Annotated in this window: 13 protein-coding genes and 1 pseudogene; 5 read left to right on the plus strand and 9 right to left on the minus strand. The window is 73.3% G+C overall.

Annotated elements, in window-relative coordinates; all coding sequences use genetic code 11:
- Entirely contained in the window at window positions 1–1,449 is a 1,449-nt protein-coding gene (locus QRT03_RS00975) for an HAD-IB family hydrolase (RefSeq protein WP_286050556.1), read from the plus strand.
- A gap of 7 nt (window positions 1,450–1,456) precedes the next feature.
- On the opposite strand, the gene QRT03_RS00980 is transcribed toward QRT03_RS00975, so the two are convergent.
- The 3 genes from QRT03_RS00980 to QRT03_RS00990 all read right to left on the minus strand — a co-directional run bounded on the left by QRT03_RS00980 (window position 1,457) and on the right by QRT03_RS00990 (window position 4,280).
- Window positions 1,457–2,839 carry an amino acid permease gene (locus tag QRT03_RS00980; RefSeq protein ID WP_286050557.1) on the minus strand — a complete coding sequence of 461 codons (1,383 nt, stop codon included), beginning with the start codon at window positions 2,837–2,839 and terminating at the stop codon, window positions 1,457–1,459.
- Between the two features lie 39 nt (window positions 2,840–2,878).
- The gene (locus QRT03_RS00985; protein WP_425604764.1) at window positions 2,879–3,625 is read right to left on the minus strand and encodes an enoyl-CoA hydratase; all 747 of its coding nucleotides are present in this window, start codon (window positions 3,623–3,625) and stop codon (window positions 2,879–2,881) included.
- 169 nt (window positions 3,626–3,794) lie between these two features.
- Window positions 3,795–4,280 (minus strand): winged helix-turn-helix transcriptional regulator, encoded by a 486-nt coding sequence (locus tag QRT03_RS00990; RefSeq protein ID WP_286050559.1) that lies wholly within the window; start codon window positions 4,278–4,280, stop codon window positions 3,795–3,797.
- Between the two features lie 42 nt (window positions 4,281–4,322).
- Between QRT03_RS00990 and QRT03_RS00995 the strand changes: the two genes are divergently transcribed.
- Complete coding sequence (locus tag QRT03_RS00995) at window positions 4,323–5,123, plus strand: alpha/beta fold hydrolase (RefSeq protein ID WP_286050560.1); 801 nt, start codon at window positions 4,323–4,325, stop codon at window positions 5,121–5,123.
- On the opposite strand, the gene QRT03_RS01000 is transcribed toward QRT03_RS00995, so the two are convergent.
- Entirely contained in the window at window positions 5,104–10,629 is a 5,526-nt protein-coding gene (locus QRT03_RS01000; RefSeq protein ID WP_286050561.1) for an ATP-binding protein, read from the minus strand. The two genes, QRT03_RS00995 and QRT03_RS01000, sit on opposite strands and share 20 nt — an antisense overlap.
- Window positions 10,630–10,805: 176 nt before the next feature.
- Between QRT03_RS01000 and QRT03_RS01005 the strand changes: the two genes are divergently transcribed.
- Entirely contained in the window at window positions 10,806–12,656 is a 1,851-nt protein-coding gene (locus QRT03_RS01005; protein WP_286050562.1) for a S9 family peptidase, read from the plus strand.
- A complete protein-coding gene (locus QRT03_RS01010; RefSeq protein ID WP_286050563.1) occupies window positions 12,653–13,402 on the plus strand; it encodes an HpcH/HpaI aldolase family protein in 750 nt (249 codons plus the stop codon). The genes QRT03_RS01005 and QRT03_RS01010 overlap by 4 nt, the downstream gene beginning before the upstream one ends.
- Here QRT03_RS01010 and QRT03_RS01015 read toward each other — a convergent pair whose 3' ends face one another.
- Window positions 13,403–13,966, minus strand: coding sequence for a TetR/AcrR family transcriptional regulator (locus tag QRT03_RS01015; protein ID WP_286050564.1), 564 nt, complete (start codon window positions 13,964–13,966; stop codon window positions 13,403–13,405).
- Between the two features lie 98 nt (window positions 13,967–14,064).
- Here QRT03_RS01015 and QRT03_RS01020 point away from each other — a divergent pair, with 98 nt between their 5' ends.
- Window positions 14,065–14,985, plus strand: coding sequence for an SDR family oxidoreductase (locus QRT03_RS01020; protein ID WP_286050565.1), 921 nt, complete (start codon window positions 14,065–14,067; stop codon window positions 14,983–14,985).
- Window positions 14,986–15,077: 92 nt separating this feature from the next.
- On the opposite strand, the pseudogene QRT03_RS01025 reads toward QRT03_RS01020, so the two are convergent.
- The 4 genes and pseudogenes from QRT03_RS01025 to QRT03_RS01040 form a co-directional block, all read right to left on the minus strand.
- Window positions 15,078–15,557 (minus strand): annotated as a pseudogene (locus QRT03_RS01025) (Dps family protein).
- Between the two features lie 92 nt (window positions 15,558–15,649).
- Window positions 15,650–17,143 (minus strand): catalase, encoded by a 1,494-nt coding sequence (locus QRT03_RS01030; protein ID WP_286050566.1) that lies wholly within the window; start codon window positions 17,141–17,143, stop codon window positions 15,650–15,652.
- 81 nt (window positions 17,144–17,224) lie between these two features.
- On the minus strand, window positions 17,225–18,277 hold the full coding sequence (locus QRT03_RS01035; protein ID WP_286050567.1) for an aspartate-semialdehyde dehydrogenase: 1,053 nt from the start codon (window positions 18,275–18,277) through the stop codon (window positions 17,225–17,227).
- Between the two features lie 9 nt (window positions 18,278–18,286).
- Entirely contained in the window at window positions 18,287–19,552 is a 1,266-nt protein-coding gene (locus tag QRT03_RS01040; protein ID WP_286050568.1) for an aspartate kinase, read from the minus strand.
- Window positions 19,553–19,631: the final 79 nt, after the last annotated feature.

Consider the following 19,631-nt stretch of genomic DNA (forward strand, 5'->3'; position numbering starts at 1 on the left):
GTGTCGAGACCCAGCCCCGAGTCCCTCGTCGCCGACGTCCGGAACTCCGCGGAGGGCCCGTCGATCGGCGCGTTCTTCGACTTCGACGGCACCGTGATCGCGGGCTACTCCGTGGTCGCCTTCATGCGCCACCACGTCACCCACCTCGACATCGACGTCCCGACGACGGTGCGCACGCTCGCAGCCGCGGGCGGCCAGGCGCTGGAGACCGAGGAGGACTTCAAGAAGTTCCTCGGGATCACCCTGCGGACGTGGGTGGGCCGTCGGCCCGAGGAGCTGGAGAAGCTCGGCCGTCAGCTGTTCCGCGACGAGATCGGCCCGTCGGTGTACCCGGAGGCGTGGCGGCTGGTGCGCGCCCACCTCGACCGGGGGCACACCGTGGTGCTGGCATCGTCCGCGACGCGCTTCCAGGTCGAGCCCGCCGCGGAGGCCCTCGGGGTCGACCACACCATCTACACGGCGGTCGAGGTCGGCGAGGACGGGCGCATCACCGGGCGTCCCGACGGCCGCAGCCCCTACGGCGAGGGGAAGGCCGCCGCCGTCAAGGAGTTCGCGGCCGCCCACCAGGTCGACCTCGACCACAGCTTCGCCTACTCCAACGGCAACGAGGACGTGCCCTTCCTCGCGACGGTCGGACGGCCGACCGCGGTCAACCCGTCGTCGGGACTGCGCCGGGCCGCCGCGGAGCGGGGCTGGCCCACCATCGACTTCGCGGGCCGTCCGTGGACGGGGCCGGTGGAGGTCGCCCGGACCGTCGGCACCTACGCCGGGATGATGGGCGGGTTCGTGACGGGGCTCGGGCTGGGTCTGCTGGGCGGGTCGCGACGCGCCGGGCTGAACCTCGGCATCGGGCTCGGCGGCGACCTGTCGCTGCTGGCCTCGGGCGTCACGCTCGACGTCGTGGGCGGGCACCACATCTGGGAGAACCAGCCGGCGGTCTTCCTGTTCAACCACCAGAGCCAGCTCGACGTGCTCGTCCTCGGCGGGCTGCTGCGCGGCAACTTCGCGCCGGTGGCGAAGAAGGAACTGGCGAACAACCCGATGTTCGGGCCGCTGATGCGGTTGCTGGAGACGGCGTTCATCGACCGCGCGGACAACACGCAGGCGCGGAAGGCCCTCGAGCCCGCCGTCGAGCGGCTGCGCTCGGGGGTCTCGGTGGTGATCGCCCCGGAGGGCACGCGGTCGGCGACGCCGAGCCCGGGTCGGTTCAAGAAGGGCGCGTTCCACCTCGCGATGCAGGCCGGCGTCCCGGTGGTGCCCCTGGTCTTCCGCAACACCGGCGAGTTCATGAGCCGCAACGCGATGGTGATCCACCCGGGCACGGTGCAGGTGGCCGTGCTCCCGCCGATCGACGTCTCGACGTGGGACCCCGCCGACCTCGACGAGCACGTCGAGGGCGTGCGCCGGCAGTACCTCGAGACCCTGGCGCACTGGCCGGGCGAGGACTGAGCCGGAGCTACCCCACCCGGTCCCGACGACGGGTCGTGGCCACCCCGACCGCCACCACGACGACGGCGATCACGGCCGTCATCGCGAGGTCGAACCGGGAACCCTCGCGGGTCGCCATGTACACCAGGATCACCGGGATGACGACCACGACGGCCCAGGTCAGGTACGGGTAGGCCCACATCCGCACCGGCATCGTGACGCCGTCGCGCTCCAGCGCGCGGCGCAGCCGCAGCTGCGACACCGCGATCACCAGGTAGACCAGCAGCGCCACCGCACCCGACGTCGCGAGCAGGGTGGAGAAGACCTCCTCCGGGAACGCGTAGTTCGCGATCACGGTGAGGAAGCCGATCGCGGTCGAGGCGAGCACCGCGGTGCGCGGGACCCCGCGCGAGGTCGTGCGGGTGACGGCCGCCGGCGCCCGGCCGCGTCGGCCGAGCGAGTAGATCATCCGCGAGGCGGTGTAGAGCGCGGAGTTCAGGCAGCTCGCGACGGCCACCAGCACGACGACGTCGACGATCGCCTTCGCGCCCGGGATGCCGAGCACCTCCAACGCGGCCTGGTACGACCCGTTCTCCGGCAGCCGCGGGTCGGTCCACGGCACGATGATCACGACGAGCAGGATCGACGCGAGGTAGAACAGCGAGATCCGCCAGATCACCGAGCGGGTGGCGCGCCGGATCTGCTGGGCCGGGTGGTCGGACTCCGCCGCGGCGATCGTGACGATCTCGGTGCCCATGAAGCTGAACATGGTCACGAGGACGGCCGCGACGACGGCGCCGATCCCGTTCGGCAGGAACCCGCCCTGGTCGACGAGGCGCGACAGGCCGCCGACGTCCCCGGCGGGCACCGGGATCACCCCGGCCACCACGAGGACGCCGACCACGATGAACGCGACGATCGCGACCACCTTGAGCAGCGCGAACCAGAACTCGAACTCGCCGTAGTTCGAGACGTCGAAGAGATTGGTGACGGTGAGCAGGAGCGTGACGACGAGCGCCCACGTCCACTGCGGTACCGCGGTCACCCACGAGTTGAGGATCGTGGCGGCCGCCGTCGCCTCGACGGGGATCACCAGGACCCAGAACCACCAGTAGAGCCAGCCGACGGTGAACCCGGCCCACGGCCCGATCGCGCGCTCGGCGTAGGTGGAGAACGAGCCGGAGTCGGGCTGCGCGGCGGCCATCTCGCCGAGCATCCGCATCACGAGCACGACCAGCAGGCCCGCGAACAGGTACGACAGCAGGACCCCGGGTCCGGCGGTCGAGATCGCCGTCCCGGAGCCCACGAAGAGCCCGGCGCCGATCACCCCGGCGATGCTGATCATCGCGACGTGCCGGTTGCGCAGTCCGGCCCGCAGCTCGGTGTCCGGACGTGCTTCCGTGTCGGTCATGAGCCCACCTCTCGCCCGCCTCGTGAGGTGCGCGTGAGGCTACTTCCCGACGAAGCGGGGCGCTCGTCGTTCTTCGCGGGCCCGGCGGCCCTCGGCGAGATCCTCGCTGGACCAGCAGGCGCTGAAGCCGGCGGCGACCGCGTCGAGGGTCTCCGGGTCGGTGGGATCCTCGAGCAGCCGGTTCACCGCGAGCTTGTTGTAGGCCAGGGTCAGCGGTGCCAGCTCCGCCATCTCGGCCGCCCAGGCGAGGGCGGACGCGGGTGCGTCCTCGGCGACGCGGTCGACGAGGCCCGCCGCGGCGGTGACGTCGAGGCGCTCGCAGGCCAGGAGCATCCGGCGTGCGGGCCCACCCCCGGCGAGCAGCGCCAGGCGGCGCACCGTCCACGGGTCGACGGCGAGCCCGAGGGCCGCCGTCGGGAGCCCGAAGACCGCCTGCTCGGAGCAGACGCGCAGGTCCGCGGCGATGGCGAGCTGCGTCCCGGCCCCGATCGCCGGGCCCTGCACCGCCGCGACGACGGGCACCTCGACCGCGACCAGGCGCTGGAGCATCGCGTAGAGGGCGTCGAGGAACCCGGCATCGCCCACGGTGTGCAGGTCCGCGCCGGAGCAGAACGCCGTGCCCTCGCCGGTGAGCACGATCGCCCGGGCGCCGCCGGCCACGGCCTCGTCGAGGGCGGCGTGCAGGTCCCGGCAGTGCTCGGTGTCCAGGGCGTTGCGCCGGTCGGGCCGGGCGATGCGCAGCTCGGTCACCGCGTCGTGGGCGAGGGATTCGATCACGCGAGCCATCGTGTCAGCGCGGTCGGACGGCGAACAGCGAACACCCGTGCTCACCCGCCGTCGTCACGGTGGCGCGGAGCGTGACACCCGGGTCCGGCCCGTGCCCGAGAACCGGTTCCGACGGAATCGGTTCTGCCGCAGGGTCCGGAGGCCGAGGTCACCGTCGGTTCGACACTCGTCACGCACCGTCCGGCAGCGCCGCCGCGTAGGCCGCCGCCAGCTTCGCCGTCGCCGAGGGACCGTCCGGCGCCGGAGCACCGAGGTGCACCGCGCGCAGCTCGTCCATGAACTCGGCCCACAGGGCCGGCCCGCCCGCCTCGAGGAGCTCGGCCCGCACCCGCAGCGGCTCGGAGGTCGCCCGGTGCCGCAGGCCCCACGAGCCGAGGACGGCGTAGACCGGGACGAGCTGGATCGCGGCCTCGGTGAGGCTGTAGGTCGCCCGGCGGCCGCGGCCGGGATCGTCCCGCGTGAGCAGCCCGCCCTCGACCAGCCGCTTCAGCCGGTCGGCCAGGATGTTCGACGCGATGCCCTCCTGGCTGCCCGCGAGCAGCTCGCGGAAGTGCCGACGCCCACCGAAGGTGATGTCGCGCAGGACCAGCAGGCTCCAGCGGTCGCCGAAGGCCTCCACCGCCTGGTTGATCGGGCAGCCGGATCGCGTCTCCATGGTGCTTGCACTTTACCATCACTTGCCGCTACAACTGGTTGCATGTCACCACCACTCGCGACCGCCGAATCCCTCGGTCCCGACGACGGGCCTCCGGTCCTGCTGATCGGTGGCGCGACCTGGTCGCGCGACTGGTGGGACGCGATCGCGACGACGCCGCTCGTCGACCGCGGCTTCCGGGTCGTGCGCTACGACCACCGCGACACCGGCGAGGCCGAGCACTGGCCGCCCGGCGCCCCGGGCTACACCGGGGCCGACCTCACGGCCGACGCACTCGGGGTGCTCGACGGGCTGGGCATCGGCGCCGCGCACGTGATCGGGCTGTCGATGGGCGGCGGGATCGCCCAGGAGCTCGCCCTCGCCCACCGCGACCGCGTCGCCGGGCTGACCCTGATCGCCACGACCGCCGTGGACCCGCGCGTCACCGGTCTCCCGGGCTCCGACCCGTCGCTCGCCCCCGGCCCGGAGCTCGACGATCCCGTGGCGGCGATCGTCGAGGCCGAGCGCCCGTGCGCCGGCCCGCGCATGTTCGAGGAGGCGCGGATCCGGGCGATCGCCGAGCAGGTCGTGGCCCGCACGAAGGACCTCGCGAGCGCCGCCAACCACTTTCTCGTGCTGGGGGACGCGGCGCCCGGCCCCGACGACCTGTCGACCCTGGCCGGGCTCCCGACGACCGTGGTCCACGGCACCGCCGACCCGGTCTTCCCGGTCGAGCACGGGCGCGCGCTGGCCGCCGCCATCCCGGGCGCAGAGCTCGTCGAGGTCGACGGGATGGGCCACCAGCTCCCGCCCGCGGGAGCCTGGCGACCCGTCGTCGGGAGGATCAGCCCAGCGCGGAGATGATCCGCGGGCGCATCTCCTGTGCCGAGATCACCGCGTCCACCGACCCCACCTCGACGGCCCGGTGGATGCTGTGCACCCGGTCGAACTCCGCGGCCACCTCCCCGAGCTTCTCCGCCCGGACCGCCGTCCGGACCTCGCGCAGCCGCGCGGCGAGCGGCGCCCGCTCGACCTCGTCGGCCGCGCGGACCTCCTCGGTGAGCTCGGTGACGCGCGCGTCGGCCTCCGTGCGCTTGTCCACCTCCGCGGCGAACACCACCGCCGCCGCCGGCGCACCGCCGATCACCGAGGCGAACGAGCCCTCGACGGCGAGCACCGTCATCCGCGGGTTCAGGGCCTTGGAGAAGACCACGAACGCCCCGCCGTGGTAGCGCGAGATCACGCAGAACACGATCGGGCCGTCGAAGTTGACCACCGCGCGGCCGATCTCGGCGCCGTACTCGAGCTGGACGTTGCGCATCGAGTCCGGGGAGCCGTCGAACCCGGAGAGGTTGGCGAGCACGACGACGGGTCGGTTCCCGCTCGCGGCGTTGATCGCCCGCGCGGCCTTCTTCGACGACTTCGGGAACAGCGTGCCCGCGGTGTAGGTGTCCGGGCCGTCGGTGGGCGGGAAGCCGCGCCGCGGCACGGCGCGGGACTCGATCCCGAGCAGGCAGACCGGGTGGCCGCCGAGGTGGGCGTCGACCACCACCGCCGTGTCGGCGTCGGCCATGCCGGCCCAGCGCTCCAGCGTCGGGTGGTCGGCGTCGGTGAGGGCCCGCATCACCGTCCGGATGTCGAACGCCTTCTTGCGGTCCGGGTTGGTCGCCGAAGAGAAGATCTCGCCGACCGTGGTGAAGGTCGAGTCCGGCGAGTCGTGCGGCGCGGTCGTGATGTCCCGGTCGTACGGGTCCGAGGTCGGCAGCCGCCGGGGCCCGTCCTCGCCCGGGACGACGTACGCGTGCTCGTGGTGGGCGAGCACGATGTCGCGGGCGCTGCCGAGGTCCGGCGCCCAGTACTGTGCCTGACCGTTGGGCCCCATCACACGGTCGTAGCCGCCGATGCCGAAGTTGTCCTCGGCCGAGACGCCGCCGGAGAAGTCCAGCGACTGCTTCCCGGTCAGCACCATGGCCGACTCCGGCGTCATGACCAGCACGCCCTTGGTGTGCATGAGCATGGTGGCCTCGGCGTTCCAGTACGGCTGGGCGCCGACGTTGATGCCGGCCACGACGACGTCGATCTCGCCGCCGGCCTGCGTGAACTCGATGATCCGCTTGAGCCCGCGCGCGACCCAGTCCATGTTCTCGGTGCCGGACTGCATCGCGATCCGCGCGCCGGCCGAGAGCGCGTACCACTCGACGGGGACGCGCATCGTCTCCGCGAGGTCGAGCGCGGCGATGATCCGTGAGCACTCCGGCTCGGACACCGCGCCGAGCGCCTTCGTCGGGTCGCCCGCCAGCACGACGCGGGTGACGCCCTCGGGATAGGCGGTCGTCGGGGTCGTCACGACCGCGACGACGATGCCCGCGCTGTTGCCGCCCGGCGGCCGCTGCACGGGGGCCAACCCGTCGGACCCCAGGTCGTGCTCGACGACCGTCCCGTTCTCCCCGGCCACGACCGAGAGCACCTCGTAGGGGTGCACCGTGCCGCGGCGGCGGGCCCGCATGACCTTCTGCCCGTAGTCGTCCATCGGCGCGAGCCGGTGGGTGGGCGGCGGGCCGACCGAGTACTGCACGCCCGCCCCGGGCTGGGCGTAGAAGCGCCCGGTCACGGGATAGTCGCCCTCGGGCGTCACGATCCGCCCGGAGGCGAGGACCTCGTCGATGCCGGCGCCGGAGGTGATCGGCGCGATGCTCGCCCGCAGGGCGGTGATCTGCTCGAGCTCCGCCTCGATGGGCGGCCAGATGTGGATCCAGACGTGGTTCATGTCCAGCGGCACGGACTTCGACGCACGCGTCGCCCGGGCCCGCCGGATGCCCTCGACGCAGTCGGCGATGGCCCGCTCCACCTGCGGCAGCGACGACACCCGGCCGTCGGCGTCGCGCACCACCGCGAGCTCCCGGACCTGCGTCAGGGCCACGAGACGCTGGTCGGCCGGGTTGTCCTTCGCGATCGCGTGGTAGAGCAGCACGTCGTCGGGGGCGTCGACGCGGGTGATGTCGAAGTCCCGCAGCCGCCACAGGTCGAGGCGGCGCCCGACCATCGGGTGCACCCCACGGACCAGGTCGTCCTCCACCAGCCCGCCGTCGCCCGAGGGCCGGATGGTGAAGTAGCCGACGGGACGGCCCGGCGTGCACACCGCGACGGCGACCCGGCGCACGTCCTGCGCGACCGGCACCGCGCCGAGGCGCTCGCGCAGCACCGCCGAGCAGGCCTCCGGGTCCTCCGGGGCGTCCGGCCACGCCAGGTACAGGTCGACGACGCCCGCCTGGTCGCTCCGTCGGGCGGCGACGCACTCCGCGAGCGCGACGGCGAGACCGCTGTCGGCCGTGAGCTCGTCGACGGTGCCGACGGTGGAGACCAGCAGGGTCGGCCGGTCGTCGAGGACGTAGTCGGCCTCGATGCCGGGGCGCCCGTCGAGGGTGAGCGTGCGCAGGTCGTGCAGCTCGTAGCCGCGGTAGTGCCGGCGGGTCAGGACGTCGAGCAGCGGCTCGCGGACCGGGACGCCCGCGAGCAGGCGGTCGGCGAGCAGGCCCACCACCCGCTCGGGGGTCGCGGCCAGGGCCTCGATCCGCCCCGCGCGGTCGGGGGCGTCGGGGTGCTCGTCGAGGTACGCCAGCTCGCCGGAGACGTTCTCCAGGGCCGCGCCGCGCTCCCGCAGGACCGCGGGCTCGTCGAACCAGCGGTAGCGCACGCTGCGGGCGAGGTCACCGACGGCGGGGAAACGGCGCTGCATGGCCCGGACCAGCCGGTCGAGCAGCTCCCGCACCCCGGGAGCACGGTCGTCGTCGATCGCGGGCTCCACGAGCCAGCGCTGCAGGACCGCGGTGACAATCGCGAGGTCCGGGGCGGAGCGCTGCTGGGCGAGGAAGACCCGGAACACCACCCGTTCGAGCTCGGGGGTGCGGGTGAGGTCGTCCACGCCGTAGTGCGCGAGCACGCTGCGCAGCTTGGCGGTGAACATCTCCGGCAGGGCGCCGCGCTCGGTGTCCAGGCTCTGCAGGTAGGTGTGGAAGTACTCGCGCGGGCTGTGCACCCGCATCTCGGCGCGGGCCTCCTCGTCCGCGGGGCGGTTGCGGGACAGCTCGGCGAAGTCCGCGAACACCGCGAGCAGCCCGATCTCGTCGTCGTGCACGTCCTCGCCGCGGGCGCCGGCGAGGTCCCGGTCCGCGAGGTAGCGCGCCAGGACGGCCTCGGCGCCCCACCCGCCGTCGACCCCGGCCCCGACGTCGTAGCCGAGCAGCACCGCGACGAGGTCGTCGAGGGGCCGGCCGGTGTCGTCGGCGGCGTCGGGCAGGTCCAGCTCCGTGGCCGCCGCGTCCTCGGCGGACGCCGCCTCCTCCGGGTCCTCCAGCGGCTCCAGGCGCGCGAGCGGCGTGCCGGTCTCCACCTGGCTGCCGGTCGCGACGTGCAGTTCGCGCAGCACGCCCGCGAAGGGCGCGTGCAGCTGCGTCTCCATCTTCATCGACTCGAGCACGAGGACCGGGGCGCCTGCCGCGACCTCCTCGCCGACGGCCACCGGGGCGGCCACCACGAGCGCCGGCGCCGGGGCCCGCACCACCCCGCCCTCGTCGCGGCTGACCCGGTGGGCGATCCCGTCGACCTCGACGAAGTGCACCGGGCCGTGCGTCGCGGACAGGACGCGGTGTCCCTGACCGCCCGCGACCACCCGGCGGTGGTGGGCGTCCAGCGGGTGGACCGTGACGTGCACGATCCGGTCGGACCCGCCGTCCTCCCCCGCGACGACGGCCACCCGGAAGCGCTGCGCCCCGATCCGGGAGACCTCGACGCGGTGGCTCTGTCCGCGCAGCGTCAGGTCGAAGGGACGCGCCGTGCGGTGCGTGGCCTGTGGGCGCCCGCCGCGGGCGGTCTCCAGCAGCCGGACGACCTCGACCTGTTCCTCGCTCTCGTACGCCTCGATCGCCGCCGTGACGAGGGCGATGCCCGCGTTCCGGTCCTCGACCAGCCCGCCCTCGGCGCGGACCCGGTCGATCCATCCGGTGTCGGCCGACCCGTCGATCACCTCGGGCCGGTCGAGCAGGGCGAGGACGAAGCTCTTGTTCGTCACGCCGCCCTCGACGACGACCGCGGTCTCGGACACCGCGCGACGTAGCCGGGCGAGGGCCTCGTCGCGGGTGCGCCCGGAGGCGATGATCTTGGCGATCATGGAGTCGAAGTCGGGCGGGATGACGTCGCCGCGGCTGACTCCGGTGTCCACCCGCACGCCCGGCCCGCTGGGCAGCTCCAGCAGCTCGATCCGCCCCGGGGACGGGGTGAACTCGCGGTCCGGGTCCTCGGCGTTCAGCCGCGCCTCGACGGCGTGGCCGACCTCGGACGGCCGCGGTCCGGTCAAACGGCCGCCGCTCGCGACGTGGATCTGCAGGCGCACGAGGTCCGTGCCCGTGGTCACCTCGGTGATCGGGTGCTCGACCTGCAGCCGGGTGTTGACCTCGAGGAACGAGAAGGTCTTGTCGCCCGGGTGGTAGAGGAACTCGACGGTCCCCGCGCCGCAGTAGCCGACGCGCTGCGCGAGACGCTCGGCCGACGCCTTGAGCTCGTCGGTCTGCTCCGCGGTCAGCAGCGGAGACGCGGACTCCTCGATGATCTTCTGGTTGCGCCGCTGGATCGAGCAGTCCCGCACGCCGAGGGCCCAGGCGGTGCCGTGCGCGTCGGCGATCACCTGGACCTCGACGTGGCGCGCCCCGGTGACCAGGCGCTCGAGGAAGACGACGTCGCTGCCGAACGCGCGGCGTGCCTCGTCGCGGGTGTTCTGGAAGGCCGCCCGCAGCTCGTCGGCGCCCCGGATCGTCCGGATCCCGCGTCCCCCGCCGCCCGCGGCGGCCTTGAGCATCAGCGGGTACCCGATCGCCGTCGCCGCCTCGAGGGCCTCGTCGAGCGAGTCGACCGCGCCGCCACTCCACGGGGCGACGGGGACGCCGGACTCCTCGGCCAGTTGCTTCGCGCCGATCTTGTCGCCGAGCCGGCGCATCGCCTCGGCGCTCGGCCCGATGAAGGTGACGCCGAGATCGGCGCAGCGCTGAGCGAAGCCGGGGTCCTCCGCGACGAAGCCCCAGCCGACCCACACCGCGTCGGCCCCGGTCGCGACCAGGGCCTCGGCGAGGCGGTCGTGGTCGAGGTAGGGACGGTCGGCGGCCGCGCCGAGGCGGTACACCTCGTCGGCCTCGCGCACGAACATCGCGGCGGGCTCGGCGTCGGTGGACAGCGCGATGGTGCGGATCGGGTCCCGGCCGCGCCGCTCGGCGTTGATGTCGCGCACCGCGTGGATCAGCCGGACCGCCGCCTCGCCGCGGTTGACGATCGCGATCCGCCGCACGGGCCGGGTCAGCGCGGAGAGTTCGTCGGGCGCCATGCGCTCCACCCTCCCCGATGCGGCTGGAGGCGGCGTGGGGCCTTCGTCGGACGCCATGGCGTGAAACTTGCCGTTTCCGGCGCGTACTCGCCAGTCCGTGGCGTGCGGAACCGCGCACACCGGTGACGATCGTGGGCGGGCGCGCGGTCCGACCGCGGCAGGCATGATTCGGCGTCGTGGAGACCCGACGCGATCCCGCCGTGGACGTCCCCGACGCCCTGTTCGACGACCCGGAGGCGGAGGCCCGCTGGCGCGGCCGCTTCACCGCCGCCCGCATCTCGGTGCCCGACTGGGCGCGCGACGCCCCGGCGCGCAGCGTCTACTCCTCGAACGCCAGCGGGACCTGGGAGGTCTACGCCTGGGACCGACAGACCGACGCCCACCGCCGCGTCACCGACCGGCCGAACGGGACCCGGGGCGCGACCGTCTCCACCGACGGCGACTGGATCTGGTGGTTCGACGACACCGACGGCGACGAGTTCGGCACCTGGGTCCGCGAGCCGTTCGCACCCGGCACCCCGGCCGGGCCCGCCGTCCCGGGCGCCGAGCGCGGCTACCCCGCGGGCCTCGACCTGGGCACGACGACGACCGCGATCGGCTGGTCGACCGACGACGGGTCCACGCTGGCCGTGCAGGTCGGCGACGCTCCGCTGCGCACCGTCTACTCCCACACCGAGGACGCCGGGATCGGTGCGCTCTCCCGGGACGAGTCCCTGCTCGCGATCTCGCACTCCGAGCACGGCGACTCGCGGCACCCCGCGATCCGGGTGCTGCGGGTGGACGACTCCTCGGCCGTCGCGGACCTGTACGACGGCGAGGGCCTCGGCCTGGAGCCGATCGAGTTCGCGCCGGTCGCGGGCGACCCGCGCCTGCTCGTGCAGCACGAGCGGCGGGGCCGCGACGAGCTGCTGATCTGGGACCCGCTGACGGGCACCGAGACCGAGCTCGACATCGACCTGCCCGGGGACCTCGGCGCCGGCTTCTACCCGGACGCGACCGCCCTGATCGTCGCGCACACGCGGGCCGGGCGGACGACGCTGCACCGCTACGACCTGGAGTCCGGGAAGCTCTCGGACTTGCCGACGGCCCGCGGCTCGGTGGGCGGCGCGGACGTCCGCCCGGACGGGTCCGTGGAGTACGGGTGGTCCTCGGCCGCCCAGCCCTCCAGCGTGCGCGTCCTGCGCCCGGACGGCACGGACGAGGTGCTGCTCACCCCGCCCGGCGACCGGCCCGCGCCGTCGGTGGTGCTGGAGGACGCGTGGGTGCCGGGGCCGGCCGGTGACGTGCACGCGCTGTACTCCCGCCCGGAGGACACCACCGGGCCCGTCCCGACCGTCTTCCAGATCCACGGTGGGCCGCAGGCGGCGGACGAGGACCGCTACTCGGCCGTGCGCGCGGTGTGGCTGGACGCGGGCTTCGCCGTGGTGCACGTGAACTACCGCGGCTCGTCGGGCTACGGCTCGGCCTGGCGGGACGCCATCGAGGGGCGCCCCGGGACCACTGAGCTCGAGGACGTCGCGGCCGTGCACGCGTGGGCGGTGGAGTCCGGGCTCGCCGATCCGGCCGCCTGCGTGCTCGAGGGCTGGTCGTGGGGCGGGTACCTGACGCTGCTCGGGCTCGGCCTGCAGCCGGAGCGGTGGGCGGTGGGAGCCGCCGGGGTGCCGGTGGCGGACTACCTCGCCGCCTACTCCGACGAGATGGAGCCGCTGCGGGCGTTCGACCGGTCCCTGTTCGGCGGGTCGCCCACGGAGGTGCCCGAGCGGTACCGCACGGCCTCGCCGCTGACCTACGTCGACGACGTCACGGCCCCGGTGCTGCTCCTGGCCGGTGAGAACGACCCGCGCTGCCCGATCCGACAGATCGACAACTACCTCGACCGGCTGGCCGAGCTGGGGAAGCCGTACGCGATGGTCCGCTACGACGCGGGGCACGGGTCGCTGGTGGTCGCCGAGACGCTGAACCACACCGCCGCCGAGATCGCCTTCGTTCGGCGTGCCCTGGACATGCCTGTTCCCATCGGGTCATGACTCTCGTGGAGAAGCTGCGCAGCGGCGCGCGGACGATCGGCTACTGGGTGCTCTCGGACAACCCGCAGGCCGTGGAGCGGGTCGCCGGCGTCGGCTACGACTACGTCTGCTTCGACGCCCAGCACGGCCTGCTCGACTACCGCGCCCTGCTCGACGGGATGACCGCGCTCGACGCCCGCGGCTGCGCGGGGCTCGTCCGGGTGCAGGACAACCAGCAGTTCTGGATCGGCCAGGCGCTCGACGCGGGCGCGACCGGCGTGATCATCCCGATGGTGAACTCCGCCGACGACGCCCGCGCCGCGGTGGCGGCGTGCCGTTACCCGCCGGCCGGCCGTCGCTCGATGGGCCCGGTCCGCGCCGAGCTGCGCTTCCCGACGCGGCCCGCCGAGGCCGACGCCGCGGTGCTCTGCCTCCCGATGATCGAGACGGCGGAGGGCCTGGCCGCGGTCGAGGAGATCGCCGCGGTGCCCGGCGTCGACGGGCTGTACATCGGGCCGTCGGATCTCCGGCTCGGCCTCGGCGGGGCGGCCCCGGACGATCCCGCCTACGACGACGTGTTCGCGCAGGCCCTCGAGCGGGTCCGCGCCGCGTGCGCGTCCGCCGGGATCGTCGCCGGCATCCACACACCGAGCGGGGCCGTGGCGGCGCGGCGGTTCGCCGAGGGCTTCTCGTGGTGCAGCGTCGCGAGCGACCTGACGCACCTCGAGGAGGCGGCCCGCTCGCACCTCGGCGAGGCGCAGGGGTAGTCAGCCGACGACCGCGCGGAGGACCTCGAGCGCGGACCGCACGTGCCAGGGCAGGTCGTGCTCGCCGTCATCGGCCACCCACCGGGTGAAGGCCAGGCGGAAGACCGCCATCCCCGCGTCGGCCGCGAGCACCGCCTCCCCCTCGTCGACGCCGCGGTCCCGCAGGGCGGCGGCCATCGCGGCACTCACCCGGGCGAGCTTGATCAGCTCGCGTTCCTGCAGCTCGGGATGGGCGTCGATGACGGCCTGCCGCGCCCGCGCCCCCGGACGACGCTCGTCGTCGAGCCAGGTGCCGGCGGCCTCGACCCCCCGGACGGCGGCCTCCAACGGCGACACGTCGGGCGGCGCGGCGGCGAGCCCCGCCAGGATCGACTCGCCGAACTGGTCCTGGCCGGCGAACAGCGCCTCGCGCTTGTCCGCGAAGTGCCGGAAGAAGGTGCGCTCGGTCAGCCCGGCCCGCTCGGCGATCTCGGCGACCGTGACCCGGTCGTACCCGCGCTCGGTGATCAGCTCCATGGCGGCCTGCTGCAGGCGTCCCTGCGCGCCCGGCTGCCAACGACCCATGCGTCACACCCTAGGGGATGTCAGACTCTGACATCGCGTGCTACGGTCGATGTCAGCCGCTGACATCGGCGGTCACCGTACTCTCGGAGGTTCTCCTCATGCGCGTGTTCGTCACCGGGGCGTCCGGCTGGATCGGGTCCGCCGTCGTCCCGGAGCTGCTCGCGGCCGGCCACACCGTCTCCGGACTCGCCCGGTCCGACGCCTCCGCCGCCGCCGTCGAGGCCGCGGGCGCCACGGTCGTCCGCGGCGACATCACCGACCTCGACCTCCTGCGCGCCACCGCAGCCGGCGTCGACGCCGTCGTCCACCTGGCCTTCCGGCACGACATCGCCTTCTCCGGCGGGTTCGCCGACGCCGTCACCTCGGACACGGCCGCCGTCGAGGCCCTCGCCGCAGGCCTGCCGGAGGGCGGGGCCCTGGCCATCGCGGGCGGCATCCTCGGGCTGGCCTCGGGCGAGCCCGCGACCGAGCGGGACGTGCCGCCCGCGGGCTCGATGGCGGCCGGTCGCCAGGCCTCGGCCGCCGCCACGCTCGCCCTGGCCCCGCGGCTGCGCACGGCCGTCGTCCGGCTCTCACCCACGGTGCACGGTGAGGGCGACGGCGGGTTCGTTCCCACGCTCATCGCGGGCGCCCGCCGCGCCGGTGTGGCCGGCTGGACCGGTGACGGCTCGGCGCGGTGGACCGCGGTGCACGTCGCCGACGCCGCCCGACTCTTCCGCCTGGCGATCGAGGTGGCGCCGCCGGGGTCGGTGCTGCACGGGGTCGCCGACGAGGGCATCCCGATGCGCGACATCGCCGCCACGATCGGCCGGCACCTCGACGTGCCCGTCCGCTCGATCGCCGAGGACGAGGCACCGGAGGTCTTCGGCTTCCTCGCCGCGTTCGTGGGCTACGACAGCCCGGCGACGAACGCGATCACCCGCGAGGTCACCGGCTGGACCCCCACCGGCCCCGGCCTGCTCGAGGACCTCGACAAGGGCCACTACTTCGGTGAGGACGCGGGCAGCAAGTACGTCTGACCCCCCGCCCGCCCGCTCCCGCGGTTGAGCGAAGGGCACCATCGGTCGGATAGACGGGCCATGGGCGCCCTTCGCTCAGTTCGGGGCGGCCGTCAGGCGGCCTGCTTGGCCTGCCACATCCAGTGGGCCTCCTCGAGGCGCGCCGTCTGCCCGATCAGCAGGTCCTCGGTCACCGGGTCCGGCTCCGAGGTCTCGGCGATGCGGGCGCGGTGGCGCGCGATCAGGACGGCGAGCGTCTCCACGATCTTCGCGGTGACGTCCTCGACGGAGTGCCAGCCCTCGTCGAAGGTCGGCAGCCCGCTCTCCTTGCCCACCGTCTCGGCGCGCCCGTCGGGCGACACACCCAGAGCGGCCGCGCGCTCCGCGACCTCGTCGGTCTGCGTGCGCGCGAGGTCGACGAGCTCGTCGAGGTGGAGGTGGGCGTCACGGAAGGTGCGGCCCAGGACGTTTCAGTGCGCCTGCTTGCCGATCAGCGACAGGTCGGTGAGGTCGGCGACGGCCTCCTGCAGCACCCGGCCGACGGTCTCCTGCGCGTCGGCGGGGAGCGGGCTCGTGATGGGTGCGGTGGCCATGAATCCTCCTGCAGGGGTGTCGAGGGCTTCTGTGGTGGACAACAGGACGGGCCCGGACCGCATTCCGGTCCGGGCCCGTTTTCTTGAACGGATCAACTCTGGGCGAGCTGCTTGACCTCCTGGCCGAGGAGCTCCCGGGTCGCCCGCTCCACGCGGTCGCCCATCTCCTGGTCGATGGACCGCCAGTAGTCGAAGGCCCGCTCCAGGACGTCCTCGCCGACCCCACCCGCGAGGTGGCCCGACACGTTCGTGACGAAGCGCTCCCGCGCGTCGTCGTCCCAGACCTCCAGCATCAGCGTGCGGGCCTGGCCCTCGTCGGAATCCTCCGGGTGCTGCACGTAGGCGGCGCGCTGGATGTCACCGTCGGCGTACCACGTCGGCGGCTGGTTCACCTGCCCCTGCGGCACCTGCGGGCTGCCCTTGGAGTTCGGGGCGTAGACCGGGTCGACCGAGTTCACCACCCGCATCGCGCCGGCGACCGTGTAGGTGTTCGTCGGGTTCTTCGGCGCGTTGACCGGGATCTGCTTGTAGTTGACCCCGAGCCGGGCACGGTGTGCGTCGGCGTAGGAGAACCCGCGCGCGAGCAGCATGCGGTCGGGCGAGAGGCCCAGTCCGGGCGGCTGGTTGTTCGGCTCGAACGCGACCTGCTCGATCTCGGTGTGGAAGTCGACCGGGTTGCGGTTCAGCGTGAGCCGCCCGACCTCCTGCAGCGGGTAGTCCGAGTGCGGCCACACCTTGGTGAGGTCGAACGGGTTGAAGCGATAGGTCTTCGCGTCCTCGAAGGGCATGATCTGCACCTTCAGCGTCCACGACGGGAAGTCGCCGCCGGCGATCGCGTCGAAGAGGTCGCGCCGGTGGTAGTCGTTGTCCTTCCCGCACATCTCGTCCGCGCGGTCCTGCGTCATGCACTCGACGCCCTGGTCCGAGATGAAGTGGTACTTCACCCAGAACTCCTCGCCGGCGGCGTTGATCCACATGTAGGTGTGGCTCGAGTAGCCGTTCATGTGGCGCCAGGTCTCCGGCACGCCGCGGTCGCCCATCAGCCACGTGACCTGGTGCTTCGACTCCGGCGACAGGGTCCAGAAGTCCCACTGCATGTCGTGGTCGCGCAGGCCGTTGTCCGCGCGGCGCTTCTGCGACCGGATGAAGTTCTGGAATTTCATCGGGTCGCGGACGAAGAAGACTGGCGTGTTGTTGCCAACCATGTCCCAGTTGCCCTCGCGGGTGTACAGCTTCAGCGACCACCCGCGCGGGTCGCGCCACGTGTCGGGGCTGCCGCGCTCGCCGGCGACCGTCGAGAACCGGATGATGCCCTCGGTGACCTCGCCGGGCTGGAACACCGCGGCCTTCGTGAACGCGGAGACGTCCTGGGTCACCTCGAACGTGCCGAACGCCCCGGAGCCCTTCGCGTGCGGCTGGCGCTCCGGGATGCGCTCCCGGTTGAAGTTGGCCATCTGCTCGATCAGGTAGTGGTCCTGGAGCAGGATCGGGCCGCCCGCGCCGACGGTCATCGAGAATTCCTGGCTCTGGACCGGAATCCCCGCGTCGTCGGTGGCGACGTTCGTGGTGAGGTCGTTGTTGCTCACGAGCACCCTCTCGTCGGCTGTGGTGGTACGCCGTTTCGACGAGGGGTGCCCGATCGGGTGCGGCCGGAACCGCACCCGCCGTCAGGAACGGACGAGCTCCTCCGCGATCTCGTAGGTGTTCAGCGCCGCGCCCTTGCGCAGGTTGTCCCCGCACACGAAGAAGTCCAGCGTGTCCGGGAAGTCCAGCGCCTGCCGGATCCGCCCGACGTAGGTCGGGTCCTCCCCGACGACGTCGGCGGGGGTCGGGAAGCGGCCCTCCTGCGGCTCGTCGACCACCACGAGCGAGGGCTGCGCCGCGAACACCTGGCGGGCGGTGTCGACGTCGACCGGCGAGGCGAACGTCGCGTGCACGGCCAGCGCGTGGGTGGTGACGACGGGGACGCGCACGCAGGTCGCGGACACCTTGAGGTCGTCGATCCCGAGGATCTTGCGCGACTCGTTGCGGACCTTCAGCTCTTCGGAGCTCCACCCGCCGTCGCGGTACGAGCCGGCCCACGGCACCACGTTGAGCGCGAGCGGGGCCGGGAAGGGCGAGTCGGTGCCGAGCCCGGCCGCCGCGACCGCCTCCCGCACGTCGCCGGCCCGGTGCCCGACGCCCTTGCCGGCGACGGCCGAGAGCTCGGCCTGCAGCCGGTCGATGCCCTCCTGGCCCGCGCCGGACGCCGCCTGGTAGCTCGCGACGACGAGTTCGGTGAGCGTGAACGCCCGGTGCAGCGCGCCCAGGGCGGCCATCATCGACAGCGTCGTGCAGTTCGGGTTCGAGACGATGCCCTTGGGTCGCGTGTGCGCCGCGGCGGCGTTCACCTCCGGCACGACCAGCGGGACGTCCGGGTCCATCCGGAACGCGCCGGAGTTGTCGACGGCGATCGCGCCGCGGGCCACCGCGATCGGCGCCCACTCGGCGCTCACCGCGTCGGGGACGTCGAACATCGCGATGTCGACACCGTCGAAGGCCTCCTCGGACAGCGCGATCACCTCGAGGTCCTGCCCGCGGACGGTGAGCCGCTTGCCCGCCGAACGGGGCGAGGCGATGAGCCGGATCTCCGACCACGGCACGGTCTCCCGCGCGTCGATGATGTCGATCATGACGGAGCCGACCGCACCGGTGGCGCCGACGATGGCGAGGGTGGTCATACGGGTCTCCTAGCGACCGGTGCCGGCGTGGACGACCGCCTCGGTGTCGCCGCCGAGGTCGAAGGCCTCGTGCAGGGCGCGCACGGCGTCGTCGAGCTGGGTGTCGCGGATCAGGGCGGAGATGCGGATCTCCGAGGTGTTCATCATCTCGATGTTCACGCTGGCCTCGGCGAGCGACTCGCAGAACGTCGCGGTGACGCCGGGGTGGCTGCGCATGCCCGCGCCGACGAGGGTCACCTTGCCGACGTGCTCGTCGTAGATGACCTCCTCGTGGCCGACCTCGGCCTGCACCGCGGAGAGCGTCTCGACCGCGCGGGGGCCGTCCTTGACCGGCAGCGTGAACGTCACGTCGGTCTTGCCCGTCTTCAGGTGCGAGACGTTCTGCAGCACCATGTCGATGTTGATCTCGGCGTCCGCGACCGCGCGGAAGATGCGGGCGGCGAAGCCGGGCTGGTCGGGCACGCCGACGACGGTCACCTTGGCCTCGGACCGGTCGTGCGCGACCCCGGTGAGGACGGCCTGTTCCACGCTGAGCTCCTCGATGGACCCGACGATCGTCGTGCCGGGTTGGTCGGTGTACGAGGACCGCACCCGCAGCGGCACGCCCTCGCGGCGCGCGTACTCCACCGCGCGCAGGTGCAGCACCTTCGCCCCGCACGCGGCCATCTCGAGCATCTCCTCGTAGGTGATGGTCTCGAGCAGCTTCGCGTTCGGGACGATGCGCGGGTCGGCGGAGTAGACGCCGTCCACGTCGGTGTAGATCTCGCAGACGTCGGCCTTCATCGCGGCCGCCATCGCGACGGCGGTGGTGTCCGACCCGCCGCGTCCGAGCGTCGTGATCTCCTTGGAGTCCGCGCTCACGCCCTGGAAGCCCGCGACCAGCGCGATGCCGTCCTCGGACAGCGCGGAGAAGATGCGGCCGGGCGTCACGTCGATGATCCGAGCGTCGCCGTGCTTGCCGGTGGTGATCATCCCGGCCTGCGACCCGGTGAAGGAGCGCGCCCGCCCACCGAGCGCCGTGATCGCCATCGCCAGCAGCGCGTTCGAGATGCGCTCGCCCGACGTCAGGAGCATGTCGAGCTCGCGCGGCGGCGGGCTCGGGTGCACGGCCAGCGCGAGATCGGTCAGCTCGTCGGTGGTGTCGCCCATCGCGGACGCGACCACCACCACGTCGTTGCCGTCCTTGCGGGTCCGCACGATCCGTTCCGCCACGCGCTTGATGCGCTCCGCGGACTGGACGGACGACCCGCCGTACTTCTGGACGACGAGCGCCACGGCGACCGACCTCCGGCTCCTCGGGATGGGGACTTCAGCCGTCCACCCTAACGGAGGTCACATCCCGGGAGCCGGGCCT

It is taken from the genome of Actinomycetospora termitidis (genome assembly GCF_030286555.1).
GTDB classification, from domain to species: Bacteria; Actinomycetota; Actinomycetes; order Mycobacteriales; family Pseudonocardiaceae; genus Actinomycetospora; species Actinomycetospora termitidis.